Annotated in this window: 20 protein-coding genes; 10 read left to right on the top strand and 10 right to left on the bottom strand. The window is 66.1% G+C overall.

What is annotated here, in order from left to right; all coding sequences use genetic code 11:
• Nucleotides 1-9 precede the first annotated feature (9 nt).
• Nucleotides 10-795, bottom strand: coding sequence for a hypothetical protein (locus RPIT_RS07595; protein ID WP_077342032.1), 786 nt, complete (start codon nucleotides 793-795; stop codon nucleotides 10-12).
• Nucleotides 796-919: 124 nt separating this feature from the next.
• On the opposite strand from RPIT_RS07595, the gene RPIT_RS07590 reads away from it, so the two are divergent.
• The 3 genes from RPIT_RS07590 to RPIT_RS07580 all read left to right on the top strand — a co-directional run bounded on the left by RPIT_RS07590 (nucleotide 920) and on the right by RPIT_RS07580 (nucleotide 1,997).
• Nucleotides 920-1,258 carry a nuclear transport factor 2 family protein gene (locus RPIT_RS07590; RefSeq protein ID WP_077342031.1) on the top strand — a complete coding sequence of 113 codons (339 nt, stop codon included), beginning with the start codon at nucleotides 920-922 and terminating at the stop codon, nucleotides 1,256-1,258.
• A gap of 120 nt (nucleotides 1,259-1,378) precedes the next feature.
• The gene (locus RPIT_RS07585) at nucleotides 1,379-1,609 is read left to right on the top strand and encodes a FitA-like ribbon-helix-helix domain-containing protein (RefSeq protein WP_077342030.1); all 231 of its coding nucleotides are present in this window, start codon (nucleotides 1,379-1,381) and stop codon (nucleotides 1,607-1,609) included.
• Nucleotides 1,596-1,997 carry a type II toxin-antitoxin system VapC family toxin gene (locus RPIT_RS07580; protein WP_077342029.1) on the top strand — a complete coding sequence of 134 codons (402 nt, stop codon included), beginning with the start codon at nucleotides 1,596-1,598 and terminating at the stop codon, nucleotides 1,995-1,997. The genes RPIT_RS07585 and RPIT_RS07580 overlap by 14 nt, the downstream gene beginning before the upstream one ends.
• Nucleotides 1,998-2,039: 42 nt before the next feature.
• On the opposite strand, the gene RPIT_RS07575 is transcribed toward RPIT_RS07580, so the two are convergent.
• The 5 genes from RPIT_RS07575 to RPIT_RS07555 all read right to left on the bottom strand — a co-directional run bounded on the left by RPIT_RS07575 (nucleotide 2,040) and on the right by RPIT_RS07555 (nucleotide 5,913).
• Entirely contained in the window at nucleotides 2,040-2,693 is a 654-nt protein-coding gene (locus tag RPIT_RS07575) for a hypothetical protein (protein WP_077342028.1), read from the bottom strand.
• 34 nt (nucleotides 2,694-2,727) lie between these two features.
• Complete coding sequence (locus RPIT_RS07570; protein WP_077342027.1) at nucleotides 2,728-3,726, bottom strand: hypothetical protein; 999 nt, start codon at nucleotides 3,724-3,726, stop codon at nucleotides 2,728-2,730.
• The gene (locus RPIT_RS07565; protein ID WP_077342026.1) at nucleotides 3,726-4,700 is read right to left on the bottom strand and encodes a hypothetical protein; all 975 of its coding nucleotides are present in this window, start codon (nucleotides 4,698-4,700) and stop codon (nucleotides 3,726-3,728) included. Before RPIT_RS07565 ends, RPIT_RS07570 begins: the two co-directional genes overlap by 1 nt.
• Before the next feature lie 25 nt (nucleotides 4,701-4,725).
• Nucleotides 4,726-5,442: a GAF domain-containing protein gene (locus tag RPIT_RS07560; RefSeq protein ID WP_077342025.1), complete on the bottom strand. Its 717-nt coding sequence runs from the start codon at nucleotides 5,440-5,442 to the stop codon at nucleotides 4,726-4,728.
• 111 nt (nucleotides 5,443-5,553) lie between these two features.
• Nucleotides 5,554-5,913: a DsrE family protein gene (locus RPIT_RS07555; protein ID WP_077342024.1), complete on the bottom strand. Its 360-nt coding sequence runs from the start codon at nucleotides 5,911-5,913 to the stop codon at nucleotides 5,554-5,556.
• Nucleotides 5,914-5,976: 63 nt separating this feature from the next.
• Here RPIT_RS07555 and RPIT_RS07550 point away from each other — a divergent pair, with 63 nt between their 5' ends.
• Nucleotides 5,977-6,612 (top strand): TetR/AcrR family transcriptional regulator, encoded by a 636-nt coding sequence (locus RPIT_RS07550; RefSeq protein ID WP_162274516.1) that lies wholly within the window; start codon nucleotides 5,977-5,979, stop codon nucleotides 6,610-6,612.
• Nucleotides 6,613-6,647: 35 nt separating this feature from the next.
• Here the strand turns inward: RPIT_RS07550 and RPIT_RS15355 are convergent, their stop codons facing one another.
• Nucleotides 6,648-6,836, bottom strand: a complete 189-nt coding sequence (locus tag RPIT_RS15355) for a hypothetical protein (protein WP_077342022.1) — start codon at nucleotides 6,834-6,836, stop codon at nucleotides 6,648-6,650.
• Nucleotides 6,837-7,021: 185 nt separating this feature from the next.
• Here RPIT_RS15355 and RPIT_RS07540 point away from each other — a divergent pair, with 185 nt between their 5' ends.
• Entirely contained in the window at nucleotides 7,022-7,252 is a 231-nt protein-coding gene (locus RPIT_RS07540) for a ribbon-helix-helix protein, CopG family (protein WP_077342021.1), read from the top strand.
• Nucleotides 7,253-7,320: 68 nt separating this feature from the next.
• On the opposite strand, the gene RPIT_RS15950 is transcribed toward RPIT_RS07540, so the two are convergent.
• On the bottom strand, nucleotides 7,321-7,449 hold the full coding sequence (locus tag RPIT_RS15950; protein ID WP_257787340.1) for a hypothetical protein: 129 nt from the start codon (nucleotides 7,447-7,449) through the stop codon (nucleotides 7,321-7,323).
• A gap of 137 nt (nucleotides 7,450-7,586) precedes the next feature.
• Between RPIT_RS15950 and RPIT_RS16015 the strand changes: the two genes are divergently transcribed.
• From RPIT_RS16015 to RPIT_RS07510, 5 genes are all read left to right on the top strand, one after another.
• Nucleotides 7,587-10,421 carry a helicase-related protein gene (locus RPIT_RS16015; protein ID WP_077342019.1) on the top strand — a complete coding sequence of 945 codons (2,835 nt, stop codon included), beginning with the start codon at nucleotides 7,587-7,589 and terminating at the stop codon, nucleotides 10,419-10,421.
• Nucleotides 10,414-15,039, top strand: a complete 4,626-nt coding sequence (locus RPIT_RS07525) for a restriction endonuclease subunit M (protein ID WP_077342018.1) — start codon at nucleotides 10,414-10,416, stop codon at nucleotides 15,037-15,039. Before RPIT_RS16015 ends, RPIT_RS07525 begins: the two co-directional genes overlap by 8 nt.
• 7 nt (nucleotides 15,040-15,046) lie before the next feature.
• A complete protein-coding gene (locus RPIT_RS07520) occupies nucleotides 15,047-16,204 on the top strand; it encodes a hypothetical protein (RefSeq protein ID WP_077342017.1) in 1,158 nt (385 codons plus the stop codon).
• A 129-nt stretch (nucleotides 16,205-16,333) separates the two neighbouring features.
• Complete coding sequence (locus RPIT_RS07515) at nucleotides 16,334-16,852, top strand: hypothetical protein (RefSeq protein ID WP_077342016.1); 519 nt, start codon at nucleotides 16,334-16,336, stop codon at nucleotides 16,850-16,852.
• Nucleotides 16,853-16,931: 79 nt separating this feature from the next.
• Nucleotides 16,932-18,323, top strand: a complete 1,392-nt coding sequence (locus tag RPIT_RS07510) for an IS1380 family transposase (protein WP_157633341.1) — start codon at nucleotides 16,932-16,934, stop codon at nucleotides 18,321-18,323.
• Nucleotides 18,324-18,496: 173 nt separating this feature from the next.
• Here RPIT_RS07510 and RPIT_RS07505 read toward each other — a convergent pair whose 3' ends face one another.
• Together RPIT_RS07505 and RPIT_RS07500 are read right to left on the bottom strand one after the other, a co-directional pair.
• Nucleotides 18,497-19,582 (bottom strand): DNA-binding response regulator, encoded by a 1,086-nt coding sequence (locus RPIT_RS07505; RefSeq protein WP_143028311.1) that lies wholly within the window; start codon nucleotides 19,580-19,582, stop codon nucleotides 18,497-18,499.
• Nucleotides 19,583-19,748: 166 nt separating this feature from the next.
• On the bottom strand, nucleotides 19,749-21,098 hold the full coding sequence (locus RPIT_RS07500) for a hypothetical protein (protein WP_077342011.1): 1,350 nt from the start codon (nucleotides 21,096-21,098) through the stop codon (nucleotides 19,749-19,751).
• Nucleotides 21,099-21,350: the final 252 nt, after the last annotated feature.

The following is a 21,350-nucleotide window of genomic DNA, read 5'->3' as shown; positions in this document are numbered from 1 at the left end:
CCCTCAGACTCAGTCCACCGCCTCGCACCGGCGGTCGAACAAAGACCAGCCGTGCTTAAGCGTTCGATATGACGCTAGGAATGCGTTGGCAACGTGACTTGGACTCCCGGAAGCTCTTCCCTCGCCAATTCCCGTTCGTCGGTCAGGTGGTCCGAACGTCGAGCGCTGGAAAAGAGACCACCCCAGAACGTGCGCGTCGGCACTCATCTCACGCCATAGGCGACGAACCGCTTCCTGCTGACGGACGCCAGTGAATACGTCCTCCGCTGCTTCCCGGACGACTTCGGTGAGGTTGAGCTGAGCATTGCGTGTCCGCACGTCCGCGACACCGGTCCTGCGATCACTTAGCCAGCTCTTCTGATCATCGAGGCTCGCCTGCTCTTCGCCCGACAGCCCACCGAGGGCGTTGTAGTACTTCTCCATCTGTGTGTACATCTCGTCGAGAACCGCAAGACCACGCTCGCGGCGCTCCTGGCCATCCTCAGGGCTCAGGATCCAGACCCCCTGAGAAGCCCCGACTAGCGCCCCGCGCAACACCGTGAAATGTGCTGAGGGGTACAACTGTTTCGCACGCAGCGAATCGAGTGCGAGCCGCAGATGCTCGCCGGAGAGTACGAGTGATATACGGACGAGTTGGCTGATAGCCATGTGTGGAAAGATCTTGTCGTTAAGGGCCAGGTCGCTGCCAACCTCTGGTTCTTCCACGCTACGAGCTCTGATCCGCCAGCGGTCAAGATTCGATTCGGTTTCGAATATCTGCCTGAGAGCTTCACGGTCCGCGTCGGTCAAAGACATGTTGGGCAGACTATCGACCGAGTTGGAGACCTTTTCGTGAAACCTATGTTGAATTGTGATGCCTTTTCTGCTGGACCCAGGTGAGACTGGCGGGGCTGGCCACGGTCGGTCTAGTCTCATCGTTATGGGCCTAGACACCGCGACGCTTCTCGCCGAACAGGTTGCCTTGCTCGAGGCGGGTGACGCCGATGGACTGGCGAACCGCTACCACCCCCAGGGAGTCGTGCTTCATGAAGGGGGCGCGGTCGACGGTGCCGAAGCCATCCTGGAACTCTTCACGCAGGCCGTCTTTCCGCCGCGGCGCATCGTCAAGGCCACCACGGTTTGTCGTACCGAGGACACGCTTCTTTACGACGTTCTTCAGGACGTGGCCGGTAACACGGTCCGAATTGTCGGGTCGTTCGTGCTCCGCGACGGCTTCATCTGGCGGCATACCTCGCTCGCCGTACCGGTCGAGAGCTGACTCCAGTGTCGCCCCGATGCCTCAGGAGCGTGGTCGCAAGCAATTGCCGCCGTTCGCGCGCTCCATCATGCTGAATAGCGTAGGCTTCCATAGCGGCGCGAGTGGCGCCATAATGGCTCCGTGCCGAACATTCAGATCAAGGACGTGCCGGACGACACGCACGCTGTGCTGCGACAGCGGGCAAGCGCGGCACACCAGTCACTGCAGGAGTACCTGCGCTCGAAGCTGATCGCGGAAGCCGCCCAACCGACGCTGGACGAGGTGTTGGCCCGGGCCGGCGGGCGCGCCGGCGGATCGCTGCCGCTGGCCGACGCGGTGAGCGCTTTGCGGTTCGATCGTGCTCGTCATTGACGCCAGCGTTCTGGCTGTCGCCCTGCTTGACGACGGCCGAGACGGTGACGCAGTGCGGGACAGGCTGCGCGGTGAACAACTCGCCGCACCCGCACTGATCGACCTCGAAGTGGCCTCGGTGTGGCGCGGCCTGGCCCGCGGCGGCCACCTGGACCCGCGCCGGGTCAGGCTTGCTCTTGACGACCTGCAGGAACTGCCACTCCAGCGCGTCGAGCACACCTCGCTGCTGTGGCGCTGTTGGGAACTTCGGGACAATCTCACCATCTACGACGCCGCCTACGTTGCCCTCGCCGAAGCACTCCAGGCGCCCCTGCTCACCGGCGAGAGGCGCCTCGCACGATCCACCGGCCCACGCTGCACCATCGAGGTCATGAAGACCCATCGTTGACGTCGCGGTTGCCGCGGAGATCGAGGATCTGATGCTTGCGCTTCAGGCCTCCTCGGTGGCCCTTGGGGCACCGCCATGGATCCCGCGCGGGAGCGGCAGGTAGATGACTTCTTCGGTCGACCGAGAACCAGCGTCGTTGAGTGGTGCGTCCACCTCGTCGCGGTAGAGCGGAGCCTCTTCCCCGTACCGCACCCGTCGAACCCTGCCCGGGAACGCGCTGGCAAGGGCATGGGCTACCCGATCGGAGCAGCCGACGGTGAACTCGATTTCCTCGTCGACCTCGCACGCCAAGCACCAACCTTGATCCGCGGGCCACACCAGGTGAGGGGGGACATGGATGCCTGACGTCTCTCCCCAAGCCTGCGCCGGAGCATCACGCAGCATCTCGAGAGGGCCGGCGAAGAGCAGCATCTTTCGGTTGGGAATCTCCAGGCGCGGCGCTGAAGGTGGGTTCGGGTGGCCGTTCCAGCCTTCCCACACGGCCACGTTGCCCCTGTCCGGTGTGGACGTATGGGAGGCCAAGGTGACCAGAGCTGCGCGGACGGTGTCTTCTTCCTCGTCGTCTTCTGGGAAGGCGATGCGCACATAGACGTCAAACCCCGGCGGCCCGTAGCGCACGAGATGCCACCAGTCAGCACCTGGTTGCAGCAGCCACTCGGCCGACTTTGCGTCGGTTGCGGGCTGTATGTTCGTCACCCCAACCAGTGTGCCCCACAGGCCTTCAGTATGCTCATGCCTCGAGCGCCGGCTTCTCGCGGATGGTGGGCAGGTAGTACAACGCCAGCGAGTCGAGGATGCGCTTGACCTGCGCCAGCGACGCCTGCCGCTCGCCCTCGGTGGCTGCGCCCGCCGCCAAGTGGGCGGCCTTGCCCGCGCGGCGGGCGTCGGCGCGCTTGTCTTCTGGAAGGTGGCTCAATCCGATCCGTTCGGCGTTGGCCTGCGCCACATTGAAGGCGAGCTCAACTTCGGTGGCGAGAGCGTCGACCTCGTCAGTCGGGGTCAGGTCGGTGACGTCCTCGAAAGCGACCAGTGCCTCTTCGAACACGGCGGTGGCAGGCACTTTGGGGTCGAACAGGGCTGAGCACTCGATCCGGTAGGCGATGTCCTCGCGCAGCGCGAGGTAAGAGTCGCGGATCGCCGCCACCCGCCGCACCGCCAGGCCGCGTCGGTCCGAGCCCGGGGTGGGCGGCACCCAGAGCTTGCCTGCCTCGCGGGTCAAGGCATAGTCGTGGACGGTGGCCATGGTCAGGCCCAACCGCTCCGGCGCCATGAGGGTGAGCTTCCCGCCCTTCCAGCGCTTGCGCACGGCCATCGCGGTGGCGCCTGCGATGAGGAAGGCCAAGTAGACGAACGCGAACGCGTTGGAGCCGCGGGACACGATCACCACGAAGGTGGTGGTGACCACGGCGCTGGCCAGCAGCGCCGCGACGTTGCGCGGCGAGAACAGGGCGTCCTCATGCCAGATGACGGCCGGCAGCGCCATGGCGCGATACTCGCCATGCGGGAGGAGTGCTCTCGCCTGGGCGCGCAGGGTCTCGCCGCTCTTGACGTCGCGCTCGAAGCGCTCCCCGTTGGGGCGTTGGATGCGCAGCCGCACCTTGCTCCGTTCCTGGGGGCTGCGGCGCGCGTCGACGACCACCGCCTCGTCGTCGGTGAAGAGGAGCACCGCGCCGGGTTCGACCCGCCCCCACGAAGCCTTCAGGGGCACCTGCTGCCATGTGGAGAACATCAGTTGCGCCGCCCGGGTAGTTGGGGCGGCGCGCTGCCGGTGATGGCGCGGCGGGCCTGTGCCCCCGTCGGCAGGTAGTACAGGGCCAGCTGATCCAGGATCTCGACGGCGCGGCCGAGCGCGGCCTGCCGCTCGGGCTCTGGGGCCGCCTCGTCGGTGGCGAGCCGGGCGGCCTTCAGCGCGGTGCCTGCCCTGTCTCGGGCCTCGGCGGGGAGATGATCCATGCCGATGCGCTCCGCGTTGGCTCGCGCGGCGGCGAAGGTGGCGCGCACCCGGCGCGCGAGCTCCCGGCGTTCGTCTTGGCCCGCCACACCGTCGTTGTTGTCCCATTGCAGCAGCGCAAGCGTGAACTCCTTGGACGTGGGCTCGTGCGGGTCGAACAGCGCCGGGCACTCGATCCGGTAGACGATGTCGCTCAGCAGCCGGCCGTACTCCACCTTGACATCGTCGACCTCGATCTCCTCGGGGAGGCCCGGCAGCACGTAGTCGATGGCCTTGGTCGTCGCGGCCTTGGAGACGAACGCCCAGTCGCGGTAGCGCCGCGACTTGGCGAAGGCGTCTCGGGCGATGATGACGATGGTGATGCCCAGCGCCAGGAACACCACGCGTAGCGTGCCGAGGCCCGGGTTGGTGAGGGCCGCCCACAGCAACCCCACACCCGCAACCCAGGGCAGGTAGTGCAGGGCAGTCGAAACAGGCCTCAGCTTCGCCACCACTTCACCCCCGGGGGGCAGCAGGAAGGCCCGCAGCGGGCGCGCCCCCGTCAGCGAGGCCGCCGCCTGACGCAGGCTGCGTTCCTCCGGCACGCCCGTCAGCGTGGTGCGGCGGCCATCGGGCAGGTGGGCGACGAGCTTGTGAAGGCTCTTGCGCCGCGTGCGCCGCACGATGGCCCGGCCCACCTCCGTCTCGATCAGGAGGTTGCTGGCTCGAAGACCCGACAACGGATCATCGAGCGAAACCTCCTGCAGAGCCACCCCTCGAGGATACAGGCGCTGCGTGTCACCCCAGATCGCGGCGCAGGAACAGCGGCAGGCCAGCGGCCAACGCCACCACGGCGCCCACCGGTTGCTCCGCGAGGGCCAACTCTTCCGCGTGGGCCAACTCCAACAGCACCGTGGCGAGCCCGCGCCCGAGGGCGTCCTGGACGTCGAGCATCGAGCGCTCCCGCTCGGCCCACACCGCGGCCGCCTTCGCGCGGTCCGCCGCCTCGGCGTGCAGCCGGGCATTGGCCATGGCGATGGCCGCGTGGGTGGCGAAGCGTTGCAGGAGCTGGGCGTCGGCGTCGCCGAAGCAGTACTCATCGTCTGGGGCGAAGACGACGAGGGAGCCGAGCAGGTCCGATCTGAGGCGGATGGGGACGCCGATCACCGCCCTGTTATACAGCGGGCTGTCGGCGGACACGTGGCCACCGGGTACGTCGGCGTAGTGGCGGAAGGTGACCGGCCGTCCCGCGCGAGCGACGGCGCCTGTCACTCCCTCCTCGAGCGGGAACACCCGCCCTGCTTGGCATCCCGCTTGCACGTCGATCTGCTTGCGGTAGGTGTGGGTGTGCGGCTCCACGAGGCAGAGGGAGCCGCTCTCGCATCCCAACAGCGTGACCGAACTGCGCAGGATGAGTTCCAGCAGTGGCTCCAGCCGGAACTCGCCAGCCAGGTCGTTGGCGACGCGGCTGAGGGTGTCCAGTGACGCCAGGTCACGCTGCTCCGGCTGCCTCATTGCGCGCCTGGTGATCAGAGGATCGTCTCAGTCTACGCGGGGACGCTGCAGGGAGGGGGCGTTCACCGACGGCTGGTGGGTGACGAGGACTTTGTTCGTTCACCCGCCCACTCAGAAGCTGAATGTGGTGGCGCCCTCGCCGATCCATTCCCATAGCTGCACCGTTCCTGCCACTTCGGCGTTGGGCAACAGCGTTCCGGCGTCGATGGCCTTGGCCTTCACGCACACACCGCACGCGATGTAGCGACCGCCAGCTGCGGCGTAGCGGTCCATGAGATCGGTCAGCGGAGGGCAGCCTTCGCAGGCGGTGGCTCGGGCGAACCCCGACACCGCCAGCCGGACGGCTTCCTTGGTGAGGAACATCAAGGTCTCTCGGCCGGCCTCGGCGGCTCCGACGGCGACGAGGAACGCCACCGTGACCTTCTCGGCGTCCTCCAGCCCTGTTGTCAGGGAAATGGCTGCCTTGTTCATGAGCGCCTCCTTGGCGTCGTGTCCTGCAAAAAAAGTACGACCGTTCGTGCTAACTTGTCAAGAGTGAATCCAGAGTCGTCACCCCCACCAGTCCGGGCCCTGCGCGCTGATGGGCGCCGCACCAGAGCCGCGATCCTGCAGACCGCCGCGCGGCTGGCGTCGGTCGACGGGATCGAGGGCCTCACGATCGGTGGCCTGGCCGCTGAGCTGCACATGAGCAAGAGCGGGTTGTATGCGCATTTCGGCTCCAAGGTTGAGCTGCAACTCGCCACCGTGGCGGAGGCTGCGAGGATCTTCGATGACGTGGTCGTCGCCCCGGCGATGGCTGCGCCCTCCGCGCACGAGCAGCTCCTGGCACTCTGCGATCGCTATCTCCAGCACCTCCGCGACCGGGTCTTCCCCGGCGGCTGCTTCTTTGCCAGCGCAGCCCTCGAGATGGGGAGCCGGCCAGGACCGGTGCGCGAGGCCATCGCCGACTTCCAGCGGCGCCTCACTGGACTATTCGCCCAGCTCGTGGTCGCCGCACAGCGCGAGGGCCGGCTTCTGGGCGAGGATCCTCGGGCGCTGGCGTTCGAGATCAACGGTCAGTTCCTCGCCGCCAGCGCGGGTTTCGTGTTGACGGGCGACGCCGGGGTCCTCGACCTCGCCGAGCAGGTGCTGTTTCGCCGGCTGGGCCATGCTGTGGCGCCCCGAGCCTGACTCATCGGCTGACCGGACGCGTGCAGACGACCCGGTCATTGCAGGGTCAGGGTCCCTCGGGAGCTGGGCGGCGTCGATGTGAAGATCACCTTGAGCGCACCGTCGGTCGTGGTCTCCGCCAAGGGCGGCGCGACGGAGCCGTGGCTGTTCACGGTTGACGGCAGGCCCTGCACCTCCGAGTAGGGCCGACGTACTGAGGAGGGGCACTCATCGTCGAGCTTCACCAGGGTGATCGATGCGCCGGCCGTCTCCAGGGAGGTGCAGTACTCGCCGACGTAGCGGCCAAGCGGCGTGCTCAGTGGCTCGCCGACGGTAGACGCAGCTGCCGGAGTTGGAGTAGGGCATGTCGGTGGGGCGCGCGCACCTCCTCCCCTGGGCCGGATGGTAGTTTCGTCATACACTATTGCGCATGAGTGACGAGCAGATCCAGAAGTGGGCCGACGAGGCTGAGCGCGGCTACGACGTCGATCAGCTCAAGCGACGCGGGCGAGGTCGCCCTGGGCGGGGAGCGGAGCCAATGCAGGTTGTCGCGGTCAGACTGACGAGCGAGGAACTGGAGGCCTTGGATGCTGCTGCTGCCAAGAGTCACATGACTCGGTCCGAGGCCATCCGCTTTGCGCTCACCCACTTCGCCGCGTGAAGGTCCACACGAGCGCTCTGAAGCACGGAGTCTCGGCGGAGGACGCAGTCCAGGCGGCAGAGTGGGCACTATGGATTGAGCCGCTTGCCGACGACGAACCTCCCTACCGAGAGCTCCGGTTGGGGTTCGATACCCGTGCGCGCCTGCTCGAGACGGTTGTCCTCGTCCTCGTTGGCGGTGAAGAGTTGGTCATCCATGCGATGCCTGCCAGGAAGCAGTACCTCGACCTCCTGCCCTAGATCGCCGACCGTCAGGCGTCTCACGTAGGTGGCGCCCAGACTCCTGGACTCCCGCGACCAACGTGACCAGCCCAGCCGATAGGCTCCATCCCACGATGAGTAGCACGAACACCTTCGCACCCGGCAACGTCGTCGTGGTGCGTGACGAGGACTGGCTGATCACCTCGGTGGACGAGTCGTCCGACGGACCCGTCCTCAACGCCCAGGGACTCTCGGATCTGGTCCGCGGCCAGGACGCCGTCTTCTACCCCTCGCTGGACCGGATCAAGCTCAACGACCCCCGCGACACTCAAGTCCGCGCCGACGACTCACCCAAGTACCGCCGCTCCCGCCTCTGGGTGGAGTCCACCCTCCGCAAGACCGCCGTCCCCCTCAGCGACGACTCGCTCACCGTCTCGCCCCGCATGCTCGCCCGCCAACTCGGCTACCAGCACAAGGCCGTCGCGAAGGCCCTCGACCCCGCGACACTGCGGCCCCGCATCCTGCTCGCCGACGCCGTCGGCCTCGGCAAGACGCTCGAGATCGGCATGATCCTCTCCGAGCTCATCCGCCGCGGCCGCGGGGAGCGGATCCTGGTGGTCACCCCGCGACACGTGCTGGAGCAGATGCAGCACGAGATGTGGAGCCGCTTCGCCATCCCGTTCGTGCGCCTCGACTCGCAGGGCGTGGCCCGCGTCAAGCAGAAGCTGCCCGCCAACCGCAACCCGTTCTCCTACTTCCGCCGCGTGATCATCTCCATCGACACGCTGAAGCAGGAGCGCTTCGTCCACGACCTGCGCCGCCACCACTGGGACGCCGTCGTCATCGACGAGTCGCACAACGTCACCAACACCGCCACCCTCAACAACCGCCTGGCCAGCATCCTCGCGCCGCAGGCCGACGCCCTCATCCTCGCCTCCGCCACCCCGCACAACGGGTCGCGGGAGTCGTTCGCCGAGCTGGTGCGCCTCCTCGACCCCACCGCAGTCAAGGCCGACGGCGACCTCGACGCCAAGCGCGTCGAGCAGCTGACCATCCGACGACACCGCCACAGCGCCGAGGTGGCCGAGGAGGTGGGCGCCGACTGGGCCGAGCGCCTCGAGCCCGACAACCGCCTCATCGACGCCTCCCCGCAGGAGGACGCTGTCGTCGACGAGCTGGTCGACACTTGGCTCCGTCCGACGGGGTCCTCGCCCTACTCCGGCGCCAACGGATCGCTGTTCCCGTGGACGCTGGCGAAGGCCTTCCTGTCCTCGCCGGCCGCTCTCCGCGACACTCTCCACAACCGCATCGAGCGCCTCGACCACACACCTGCCGCCCACCGCGAAGCCGAGGCCCTGCGCCGCCTGGCGGTCCTCAACGATGCCACCATGGCCACCTCTTCGAAGTACCAGGCCCTCGTGGCCTACCTGCGCGACGAGGTCGGCGTCGGCAAGACCTCACCCATGCGCGCCGTCGTTTTCTCCGAGCGCGTCGCAACCCTCCACTGGCTCCAGGCCAAACTCCAGAAGGACCTCGGACTCAAGCCCGACCAGGTGGAGGTCCTCCACGGAGGCCTGGCCGACGACCAGCAGCAGGCCATCGTCGAGAGCTTCAAGCAGACCAGCTCACCCATTCGCGTGCTGGTCACGGGCGACGTCGCCTCCGAGGGCGTCAACCTCCACAAGCAGTGCCACCACCTCATCCACTACGACATCCCGTGGAGCCTCATCCGCATCGAGCAGCGCAACGGCCGCATCGACCGCTACGGCCAGAAGCAGCCCCCGCAGATCACCACCCTGCTGCTGAACACCGCCAACGAGCGCTTCTCCGGCGACATCCGCGTCCTCACCGCCCTCGTCGCTCGTGAGCACGAGGCCCACCGCGCCCTCGGCGACGCCGCCAGCCTCATGGGCCGCTACAGCGTCACCGCCGAGGAGGAGGCCATCCGCCAGGTGCTGGCCGGCTCCAAGAGCTTCGACGACGTGGTGGCCAGCCCCGAGGACATCGACACCAGCGTCGACGACTGGCTGGCCCAGTACCTCGACGACGACGTCGACGATCAGCCTGAGCCCGCCGTCGTCGGCGACCACCTCCTCTACGCGAAGGCGGTGGACTTCCTCCGCGATGCCCTCCACGAGTACTACCCTTCGCCCGAGGACAGGCCCCTCCCGCGGGACCTGGGCGGCGTCGACTGGCGCGAGCACCAGGCCGAGCACATCGTCGAGTTCGTCCCGCCTGCGGATCTGCGCCAGCGCTTCGAGGTGCTCCCGCAGAGCTATCTCGCCGACCGCAATGTCCTCGAGCGCCTCCAGCTCGTCACCGAGCCCAACGCCGCGAGCACCATCCTCGACGCCGCCCTCACCGACACCAGCGCCTCCTCCTGGCCCGAGGCCCACTACCTCGGCCCCCTCCACCCCGTGCTCGACTGGGCCGCCGACCGTGCCCTGGCCCGGCTGGCCCGCGGCGAGATTTTCGCCGTCCGGGGCAACGTCGACGTGCCCACCGTCCTGCTCAACGGCACCCTCATCAACCGCCGCGGCCAGGTGGTTGCCTCGTCGTGGCTGTCCGCCCAGTTCCACGGGGCGACGCCCTTTGTCGAGGTCCACGCGACGGCGGGGGAGATGCTCACCGACGCCGGCGTCATCGGCGAGCGCAGCAACCCCGGCCCCGTCCAGCTCCCGGACATGGACCTCGTCAGGCCCGCCGTCGAGCGCGCCGAGGACACCCTGCGGTTCCAGTTCCAGGCCGCCGCGGACGCCGCGAAGGCGCGGGTCGACGAGTGGGTGGCCCGCGCGGAGGAGTGGCAGTCCGAGGCCGAGGCGCTTATCCAGCGCGATCAGGTGCGCCGCCGCCGCGCGCTCGTCGACGCGCAGGAGCGGCTCAGCCGCGACATGACCCCCGACCGCCAGCTGGTGCGCCCCCTGCTGGTGGTCCTCCCCGCCGACACCCCGGAGGCCACCCATGGCTGACAGCGACGCCCTCCTCGTCGTCGAGGACTGGATCAGCGAGCACTTCTTCACCACCGACGCCCGCAAGGAGTCCTACCTGGCCCGCGTCCTGGACCGGGTCAAGCAGTGGCGCGACGCCGAGCACCCCACCACCAAGTCGCGGTTCACCGCCGAGCGCTCCAAGCTGGCCACCGCCATGGCCGCCCTCTACGCCGACGAGGACCCGGACCCGGACGCCGCCGCCGCCCTCCACGCCGACCTCCGCCGCATCCTCGGCTACGAGCCCGGCCCCTACGAGACCACCGTCAACGGCCCTGTCCGGCTGCTGCGTTCTCCCGGCCTCGAACCGACCCTGGCGCTGGTGGAGGCCAAGCCCGCCGCGACCCTCGACGAGCTGTTCGCCCGCCACGCCGAGACCCTCGCCGAGCCGTACGTCGTCGACGACGAGGACCCGATCACCTCGGCCACCAAGCTCGTTTCCACCCTGTTCCTCGACCACGAGGAGACGAAGTTCGCGCTCATCATGGCCGGCCGCTGGCTGGTGGTGGCGGAGGCCTCCCGGTGGCCCGAGGGCCGCTACCTGGCCGTCGACCTCCACACCGTCGCCGAGCGCGGCGACACCAAGCAGGGCGGCGAGATCGACCGGGCGCTGGTGGCCGTCGACGCCGAGTCGCTGGCCCCCGACGCCGACGGCAACATCTGGTGGGACGCGACGCTGGAGGCGTCCGTCGCCCACACCGTCGGGGTGTCCGCCGACCTGCGCGAGGGAGTGCGGGAATCCATCGAGCTCATCGCCAACGAGGTGGTGGACCGACGGCGCGCCCAGAACCTCGACCCGCTGCCGCAGAGCCAGGCGCAGCCGCTGGCGCTGCAGTCGCTGCGGTTCCTCTACCGGATCCTGTTCCTCCTCTACGCGGAGGCGTCGCCGGAGCTGAAGATCCTCCCCGTGGGGGACCCGGACTACGCCCGCGGCTACTCCCTCGACCGACTCCGGGAACTGGTGCAGGTGGAGCTCGCCTCCCCGCGCGCCCGCTCCGGCACCCACCTGTACGAATCGCTGGCCCTGCTCTTCCACCTCGTCGACCGCGGCCACACCCTCGACGACGAGGCCGACCGCCTCGTCGAACGAGGTCTCGAGTTCCAACCCCTCCGCGCAGACCTGTTCTCACCCCAGGCCACGGCCCTCATCGACGAGGTCGGCCTCGGCAACCACGCCCTCCAGGAAGTGCTCCGACGACTCCTGCTCAGCAAGGAACGCTCCGGCAAGGAGCGCGGCTTCATCAGCTACGTCGAGCTCGGAATCAACCAACTGGGCGCCGTCTACGAGGGCCTGATGAGCTACACGGGCTCGTTCGCGGACGTGGACCTCTACGAGGTGGCCCGCGACGGCAACCCGGAGAAGGGCTCCTGGGTGGTGCCCGTGGACCGCGCCGACCACCTGGCCGACAAGGACTTCGTCCTCGACACTGACCCCGTCACCGGCCAGAAGAGCCGCCGCCGCTACACCCGTGGCCAGTTCGTCTTCCGGCTCTCCGGCCGCCAGCGGCAGCGCTCCGCCTCCTACTACACCCCCGAGGTGCTGACGAAGTTCACCGTCTCCGAGGCGCTCGCCGAGCTGCTGGACCAGGACGGCCACACCACCACCGCCGAGGAGATCCTGGGCCTCAGCGTCTGCGAGCCCGCCCTCGGCTCCGGCGCGTTCGCCATCGAGGCCGTCCGTCAGCTGGCCGAGCAGTACCTGAAGCGCCGGCAGGAGGAGCTGGGGGAGCGGATCGACCCCGATGTCTACCCGGCCGAACTGCAGAAGGTGAAGGCCTACCTGGCCCTGCACAACGTCTACGGCGTGGACCTCAACGCCACCGCCGTGGAGTTCGCAGAGATCACGCTGTGGCTGGACACCATGGCTGAAGGCCTGCAGGCCCCGTGGTTCGGACTCCGGCTGCGACGCGGCAACTCGCTGGTGGGGGCCTCGCGCTCCTTCTATACGCGCGACCAGGTCAATGACAAGCGCTGGCTCACCACCCCGCCCGCTGCAGAACCGCTCACTGACATCGCCGCCCGCATCGAGCAGGACCGGCCCGAGCTCAGCGGCTCCGGCGGCCGCATCCACCACTGGCTGCTGCCCGCCGCAGGCTGGGGCGCGACGTCGGAGTCCAAGGAGGCCAAGGAGCTCGCCCCCGACCGCGTCGCCAAGGTCAAGGCATGGCGGAAGGCCATCAAGGGCAAGCCGACGAAGAAGCAAATCGACCAACTCGCGGCAATCTCCCATCAGGCCGAGGAGCTGTGGGCGATGGCCTACCGCCGCCTCAAGGTCGCAGAGCAGCAGTCGGCCCGCCGGATCCCGCTGTGGGGGATGCCGGAGGACGTGGCCAACCAGCACCAGGCGACGGTGGTGACCCGCGAACAGATCGAAGAATCCCTCGCCGACGACGACGGCGCCTACCGCCGACTCCGCCGCATGATGGACGCCTGGACCGCGCTGTGGTTCTGGCCGCTGACCGGCGACGAGGTGGCCCCACCGACGCTCGACCAGTGGATCGACGCCGCCCAGGGCATCCTCGGCACCCAGAAGCTCTCCTCCCGTGGAGCCAAGCATGGGATGGGCACGTTGTCCCCGGCCGACCAGTGGGAGGCGATGGCCGACCAGGAGAACTTCGAACTCGCCGGGGCCGGCGCCAGACGAGTCAGGGACGTGCTCGACCACCACCCATGGTTGCGAGTCTGCGAGGACATCGCACGCGAGCAGGGCTTCTTCCACTGGCAGTTGGACTTCGCGACGGTGTTCGGTCGCGGAGGCTTCGACCTTCAGGTGGGGAACCCTCCGTGGGTGAGACCCGACGTGGACATGGACGCTCTCTTGGCTGAGAGTGACCCGTGGTGGCAGCTGGCGCATAAGGCGTCTGAGGAGGCAAAGGCCATGCGTCGCGAAGCGACTTTGCAACTCGTCGGTGCTGGAGACCTTGTGGCGGCGGGAGCTGCAGAGATGGTTGCGCTCCGTACGTTCGTCGGGGACGCCACCACGTACCCGGAGCTCTACGGACTGCGGCCCGATCTCTATCGGTGCTTCATGGCGCAAACATGGGCCCGAGCTTCATTTGAGGGTGTTATCGGTCTCGTCCATCCCGAGACACATCTGACGGACGACAAGGCTAGGAAGTTACGAGAGCTTACATATTCTCGTCTGCGGCGCCACTGGCAGTTCGGCAACGACACGCTGCTATTCAGTGAGATCGACAACCACGTTACATACGGGATACATGTCTACGGTTCCAGCGGCGAGGTTCGTTTCCTTAACGCGTCCGGCCTCTATCATCCCGACACCGTGACCCGTTCGCTGCAGCATGACGGCTCAGGCGAGGAACCCGGTTCTAAGCACGCCGGATCCTGGGACAAGCGTCCTCATGGGTCGCGCATCCAACATGTTGACCATTCGGTGTTGGAGATGTGGCGGGACGTCCTTGAAATCCCAGGGCTGCCTGCGCGACAAACGCGGATGCTCTACTCGGTCAACAGTTCAGCATCACAGGTGCTGAGCCTCATGGTCCGTTCGCGGCGGGTGGGGGAGTTGGGACTGCATTTTTCTGCCGGTTGGAACGAAACCATCGATCGGCAGAAGGGGAGATTCACGCAGGATTGGGGGCAGGTTCCATGGCGTGACGCAATCCTGCAAGGCCCGCACATGCACGTTGGAAACCCGTTCTACAAGTCGCCAAACCGAACACTCAGATCCAACAAGGACTGGTCGGTCGTGGACCTCGAAGCCCTGGGTCCAGAGGGCCGCCCAGTCACGGCGTACCGTCCGAGCGGCGATGGTGCTGCCTACGACGCGTCCTATGGCAGGTGGGACGGCGTGCCAATACGAGACCACTACCGCGTCCTGTGGCGCGCCATGGCGGCCAATACAGGTGAGAGAACATTGATAGCGGCGCTACTGCCTCCTGGTCCCACCCATGTCCACACCGTGAATGGGACAGGCGGGGTGGCCGCGTCCGACGTTGTGCTGCTGCAGGGGGTTCTGAGTTCACTGCTGGCCGATTTCGCGGTGAGAGCGGCTCCCAAGAGCGCATTGACCTTCGAAGTCCTCGGACGGCTGCCCCTTCCGACACCTGACCACCCGCTAATTCCGAAGCTGCTTCTGAGGACACTGCGTCTCAACTGCCTAACCCGGGCATATGCCGATCTGTGGGCTGAGGTTTGGGACCCAGCCTTCCGCGACGATGAGTGGCTCATGGGCAAGGCGTACCCTGACGCCCCTGACCTCGGTGACGTCGGCCCGGAGTGGACGCCTGGCACACCCCTGCGCCGCGACGTCGACCGTCGCAACGCCCTGGTGGAGATCGACGCACTAATGGCCACGATGCTCGGCGTCACGGCCGACGAACTCGCCACGATCTACCGCACCCAGTTCGCGGTCCTCCACGGCTACGACCAGAACGACTACATCTACGACGCCAACGGCCGCCTGGTCCCGACTCAGGTCCGCCAGCTGTGGCGCAAGAAGGGCGGCAACCTCAGCGAGGAGGAGCGCACCGCCACCCACCCAGCCGGCACCGTGTACACCTACGAACTCCCGTTCGCCCCCCGTGACCGAGAAGCCGACTTCCACCTTGCGGTGTCGCGGCTCACCGGGGAAGGCTGATTGACGGATGACCAAATGGCAGTGCCCGTTCTGCGGTGGGCTCGGGAAGCCGACGGACGAGCATGTGTGGGCGAAATGGCTGCGCCAGACGCAAGGGGCCAGGAAGCTACTTCAGGATCAGAACGGTCAACGGATGCCCTTGGAATGGTCCTCTATGCAAATCAACGAGGAGGGGCGCTACGAGTCATCCTCTGAGCGCCAACGTGATTGGGCTACCCTCTTGCCCCACGTCACGGTCAAAGTGTGCAAGGACTGCAACAACGGCTGGATGAGCGAACTAGAGCGAAGGGCCCAGAGCATCATTGGCCCCCTCGTGCTGGAGGGGCGAAGAATCTGGCTCGGTGCTGACGAGCAGATGGCGCTAGCTCAGTGGGCAATCAAGGTGTTCATGGCCTACGCATTGACTCTCGGGCCCCTGGACAATCCATTCCCCGAGTCGGCCTACGGGAACCTCATCGAAGGTCGGCTGCCGGCCGGCTGCCGGATCTGGCTTGCGCACTTCGACTCGCGATTTGCTCAGGTTGGTCTGGCGATCAAGGCCACCGCACTGCTCAAGAGCTTCGACCCAATCCGTGACCAGAACAACGCGGCACTCGGGTACTTGGCGGCGGGAGGCCTCGTGTTCCTACTTGTGTTGGTACCTGAAGCCCTAGAAGAGTTGGGCGCGGCGATGTCGCCGCCCATGGCAGCGGAAAATGGGACCGCCTTCCTCATCTCTCAGCCGACTGGTCTGATCGCATTGACCCACCCAGCCCTTGACGAGGGCGATATGGCGCTGGTCATGTCGTGGCTTGAGTCCATGCGCTTGGTGAGGATGCCAGCGGCCGAGGGGTTGACTCCTGCTGATTTCGAGCTATTGCAAGGTCTATTTGAGGGAGGGGCTGATCCCGCGGCGATCCGAACGCTCGTGCCTGAGGGACTGGACCCAGCGTTTCTCGAGCAAGCGGCGAATCACGAGCACGACACGATGGCTGAGGCGAGTCGTTACCGAGAGGCGGGAGACCTGATTGGAGCTGGTCTGCTGCTGACTCATCAAGGCAGACAGCACTTTCAGGGTGGTGACTTCGAGGGGGCGAGCCGACTGCTCATTGCCGCCATCGAGTCGCCTGGCTCCGGCCTCGATCGCGACGCGGAGGCCGCCTATCGAGTTGGCCAGTGCTTCTGAAACCTGCACGATGCACGTGCAGAGAGTTGGTATAAACGGGCAATTGAACTTGGACTCGATCTTCCGGGGCCGCGGTTCGGAATCGTTGATACGCGGGCGAGAAACGGCGACTACACCGGTGCTCTCGAGATGCTCTGGTCCATCGAACCTGAGGATCTTGAACAGCAAGCTGTCCTGTGCCTGGCTATCCCCGCGTTCGATTTCCTAGTTCATGAGCTGGGTGTTGGACGTCAGAGTACCGCAGTCATCGAGCACCCCATCTTCGATGAAACGCTCGCCGATGAAGAGCTGAACGACCTGGTTCAAAGGTTCGGTGCCCTCAACAGGGAGATGTGGCGTCGCCTCTTAGGTAACGATGAACGAGTCAGCTTCCACTTCGCTCGAGCTTGGTTCGGTGACCATCCGGTCTCCTGGGTGGCATCAGTCATGGTGCTCGCTGACGTGGAGCCGGAAGCAGTCGTTGAAGCCGCGCTCAGGCTTGGTCTCCAGCGAGTAGTGGAACTCCCGTCGCTATTGCCCTCGATGCTGGACGCTTTCCACGCCACAGGGATGGGGGCCCACCCCGGTGTCCGTATCGTCGAGCGAGTTGCTCGAGCGCACTCCCTAGCCTCGCGCTTTCACGCCGGTGGGTGGACGGTAGCGGGTTGAGATAGCGAAAGTGCCCCTGACTTGGGATGATGTGACTTGCCTAGAGACCACGTCAACCAAGATGAGGAGCACCTTCGAGGTGAAGACTACCGGCTCGTATCCCAGGGTTCATGTCGATACCGCCAAGGTCACCGCGGTCGGCCAGGCCGGCGGGATCCTCCTGACCGAAACCATCCGCGCCGCCGGCCTCGACCAGGCCCTGTCCGAGGCACTGACCAGGTGGCGGAAACCGTTGGCAGTCCACGACCCGGGCAAGATCATCCTTGATCTGGCGATGTCGCTGGTGCTGGGCGGTGAAGCGTTGAGCGACGTCGCCACCCTGCGCGCCGAACCAGGCATCTACGGCCCGGTGGCGTCGGACCCGACCGTGTCCCGCCTCATCGCGACCCTGGCCGAGGACGCGGACAAGGCCATCAAGGCGATCGCCGGAGCCAGGCAGCAGGCCCGCGCCAGGGCCTGGGCGCTGGCCGGTCAGCATGCCCCCGACTATGAAACCAGCGCCGAGGATCCTGTGGTGATCGATCTCGACGCGTCGCTGATCACCGCTCATTCGGAGAAGCAGCAGGCGGCTGCGACGTTCAAACGAGGCTTCGGATTCCACCCGTTGATGGCGTTCGCCGACCACGGCCCCGAGGGCACCGGCGAAGCCCTGGTGGTCCACCTACGCCCGGGCAATGCCGGCTCGAACACCGCGACCGATCACATCACCGTCACCAAGGCCGCCCTCGCGCAGCTCCCCGAGAAGAATCCCCGGCCGGGCCGCAGGGTCCTGGTCCGCGCCGACGGCGCCGGCGGCACGAAAGAGTTCACCCGGTGGCTCGCGACTCATCGGATGGCGTATTCGGTGGGATTCACTCTCCCGCTCGACACCAGCACCCTCTACCAGCAGATCCCCGACTGGGTCTGGGTCCCCGCCCTCAACGCCGACCGCCAGGCGCGGGAAGGGGCGGATCTGGCCGACTTCACCGGACTGCTCACCCTCGACGGTTGGCCTCCCGGGATGCGGGTCATCGTCCGCCGGGAACGGCCCCACCCCGGCGCACAACTCCGCTTCGACGACGTCGACGGCTACCGACTCACCGCCTTCGCCACCAACACCACCACCGGCACCCTCCAGCAGCTGGAGCTCAGGCATCGTCGCCGCGCCCGCTGCGAAGACCGGATCCGGATCGCGAAAGACACCGGACTAGTAAACCTGCCCCTCCACGGCTTCGACCAGAACCGGATCTGGTGCCAGATCGTGGCGCTGGCCTCCGAGTTGCAGGCCTGGAGCGGGATGCTCGCGTTGGCCGGTCACGAAGCCCGCCGTTGGGAACCGAAACGGTTGCGCTACCGCCTCTACAGCATCCCCGCGACCTTGGCCCGCCGCGCTCGCCGGGTCGTGCTACATCTGGCTGAACAGTCCCGCTGGGCCGAGTTGATCCTCGACGGCATCGGCCGGCTCCGCGACCTCCCAGCACCAGCTACCTGACCCAGGCGCCCACCCCGTCCACCTCAACGAAAGAACCCTCGGCCGGGAAGCCCGCCCCGCAGACGTCATGCGGGGTCCTGTCGCACCCACCTGCAAGAATCAGAACAACCTCGGCGCCACCGGCGCCGACCAGCCCCGATCAGACCACTCATGAAAGATCGAGGCTAGGGCACTTAAGTACTGAGGGCCTTGTCAACCGCTTCCGGCAGTCCCACTGAGCCACGAAGAAATGCTGCGATCTGTCGACGCATCCGAGCAAATTCCTCGGGCTCGCGCACGCTGACGGCAGCAACCGCCTTCGTTCCCTCCTTTCGGCGCCGGACGAGGCGCTCAGTAATGACTAGGTCCGTCTGCCTGGGAAGCTCCGCCAAGCCCGGAAACCCTTCGAGCCGTGCGATCAGCTCAATGAGCTCATTGGCCCATTCCGGGGGCGTCGGATTGAAAGCGCCCATAGTCTCAACACTCATGATGGCCGGAGCTCTAAGCTCACCGAGTATGTGGGCCAAGTATGTGTCGAAGGCGGCCGCGAGGGCGCGTTGATTGTTGGCGGGGATAGCTCCTTCTGCGAGTCGATCTCTCGCGTAACCCGGCCATTCTCCACTGTTGGAACCTTGGTACCGGCCCACTAGAGCGACCAACTGGAGGGTCAGAATGGAGAGCGTTTCCGCGTACATCCAGCGCAAAGCTGCGGCTTGGTCATCTTCAATTCCGGGAGTCCAGAAGTCCCGTAGTTCACAGAGTGCGCCGATAAGACGCTTGGCAGCCTGAAAAGCTTCAAGGAACCAGACCTCCGAACGGAGAAACCAATAGATGCGCTCCAGCTTCGGTTCTCCCTTCACGCTCTTGCGAGTACGTGCATCGGCGAAGAGAGCACCCGGACCCTGCGAACCTACATCGTCGAGATCTTCATTTAGGTGGGTGTTTTCCCACTGGGTGAGGTCATCTACGCTCATAGCCGTGACGCCAAGGCTGCGGACCGTATCACGTACCCGTGTGGATGGCCGCAAAGCCGTGATGACCAAGGCAGCGTCAGCGTCAACCAACCGTTTCAGCCCCGCGATCCAGATGGCTCGGTCAAGCGGCTTTGGAGCGCTCTTTCCGGTGCCGCTCTTCGCCTCACCAATGGTCTTGTATAAGGACAGATGAGCGGTGATGTCGAACGACAGCAGGTCCAAGTCAGTCACCAGGAGTGGCTCGGGATGGAAGTGGCGCTCCAAGTTGATGCCCCGCCGTGCGTAGGCGCCCTTGAAAAACTGCATGCGCGCAAGCCGCATCTCCAGCTTGTCGCCTGGGGTCAGCGTAGCCGGACGCAGGTCGGACTGCCCGTTCCTAGGGCCGCTTGAATTGTGCGCCTGAGTCGGTCTATTGGTTGAGGCGGGCAAGTGCGCAGCGTGGTCGTCGAAGAGGGCCTCCTCGGGGGCTGGCTCAGGGGACGTCTCGTCGGGCAGCACTCGTGGCCTCCTTTCGGGCCTCACGGAGTCGAAGGATCGCGGATTCGGCGATCTCCATCGCTGCTCCGGTGTCTGGCAGATTGGCGCGGTCTGCCTCAGGAGATACCCAATCGCTCGGAGAGGTGAGTGCGCTGAGGTCTGCCCCAGCGCCGCTCCCGTTGCTGTACGAAGCTTCGATCCAGCCTAGCCCCCCTTCGACGATCTCCTTCTTGACGAGTTCGAGGTAGGCGCGGCCGGGCTCGGTTGTGGACTGGCGTACCGCCACGATTCCACTCGCTTCCAGTAGGTGGTAGTCTGACGCGATGTTCGAGGCTGGGCCGACGGCGCCCTTGCGGAGCAGTGACCTCACCAACACACGCGGGTCATAGATGCGGCCGCGACCAGCAATGGCCTTCTCGTGACCGTAGAGGATATGGGCGACGAACAACTTCCGCTGGTGTAAGACCTCGGTTGTCTGGAGCTTGTCGTCCTCCGACTCCAACATGGGTGAGAACACGTAGGTCTGCTGGCCGTTAGCGACACTGCTCTTTACCGTGGCGGCTTGCACCAGTCCAACCTTACGCGCCGATGACAGCATCCCTGGTTGGAAAGTGTCATATGCTCTCAGGGCTAGCCCGGGGCTGCTTGAAGCTTGCTCGCACAACCCGAGCAAGGAGTCGCGCTCGGCAGGGGGAAGCCCCTTTAGGAATCCTGCAATCGGGAGGTGGTGAGCCGCCCAGACGTGCGGATTGTAGATGACGTACTCGCCGAGATCAGCCGACTTGACACGCAGGTTCACCCCAGCAGCGAGCGAGAGCCTTATCGCCTCTTCGATCACCTTGTCTTCGAACCCCCGTTTGTGCAATTGTTCCGCATGCTGGCCCAGGGTCAGTGGCGCCCAACTCGCGAGCTCTGTAGAGTGCAGGACCGCGATTTCGACCTGGGAGGGGCTGTACCTCTCCGTGACCTTCATGGCCTGGTCAATAATCCGTCCCGACAGTCCGACGAATTCCTCGATAGTGGCCACGCCACCTGTGGTCAAGTCCAAGGTGTAGTCGATGAGGTCGGCCTCCTTGAGCTTCGGCAGTACCTCGTTCAAGAGTCTTTGCTCTCCAATGCCTGCTTGGACGGCAAATTCCATTGCCATAGTCCCGGACAAGCGTCCGTGGTCCTTCAAGGTGACTGCGTAGCCCATTGCCTCCCCCGCCGCAGTGAGCTGGCTGAGCTTGGCCCTGACAACGGGGTCGTTGATTACACGCGCCTGCTGATGGACGAAGAAGAGAGCCCGTCCCAGTCGCGGGCTGCTCGCAGGCGCGGACGTCTCCCCCGTAGGTGCGCTGGCCATATCCCCCTCTATCAATTGCGGCTTGAAGGATTGTACCCTCATGAAGGTCGACGGGGTGGACTCTGGCGTGCGAGCAGAGCGCAGCAACTCGCGATCCCCGCGTCGGGTCGTCGTAGGTTGCAGGGGCCGACGGACATCCTCTAGGCGCCGCGTGAGTCTGTCCTCCGCCGTTGCTAGCCTCGTGCTTTCATGACGGTGGGTGGACTGTAGTGGCCTGGGATGGCGAAAGTGCCCCTGGCTTGGGATGATGTG

This window comes from Tessaracoccus flavus (assembly GCF_001997295.1).
Lineage (GTDB): Bacteria > Actinomycetota > Actinomycetes > Propionibacteriales > Propionibacteriaceae > Arachnia > Arachnia flava.
Note: the sequence above shows the minus strand (reverse complement) of the source record. Positions and strands in the feature narration are given on the sequence as shown.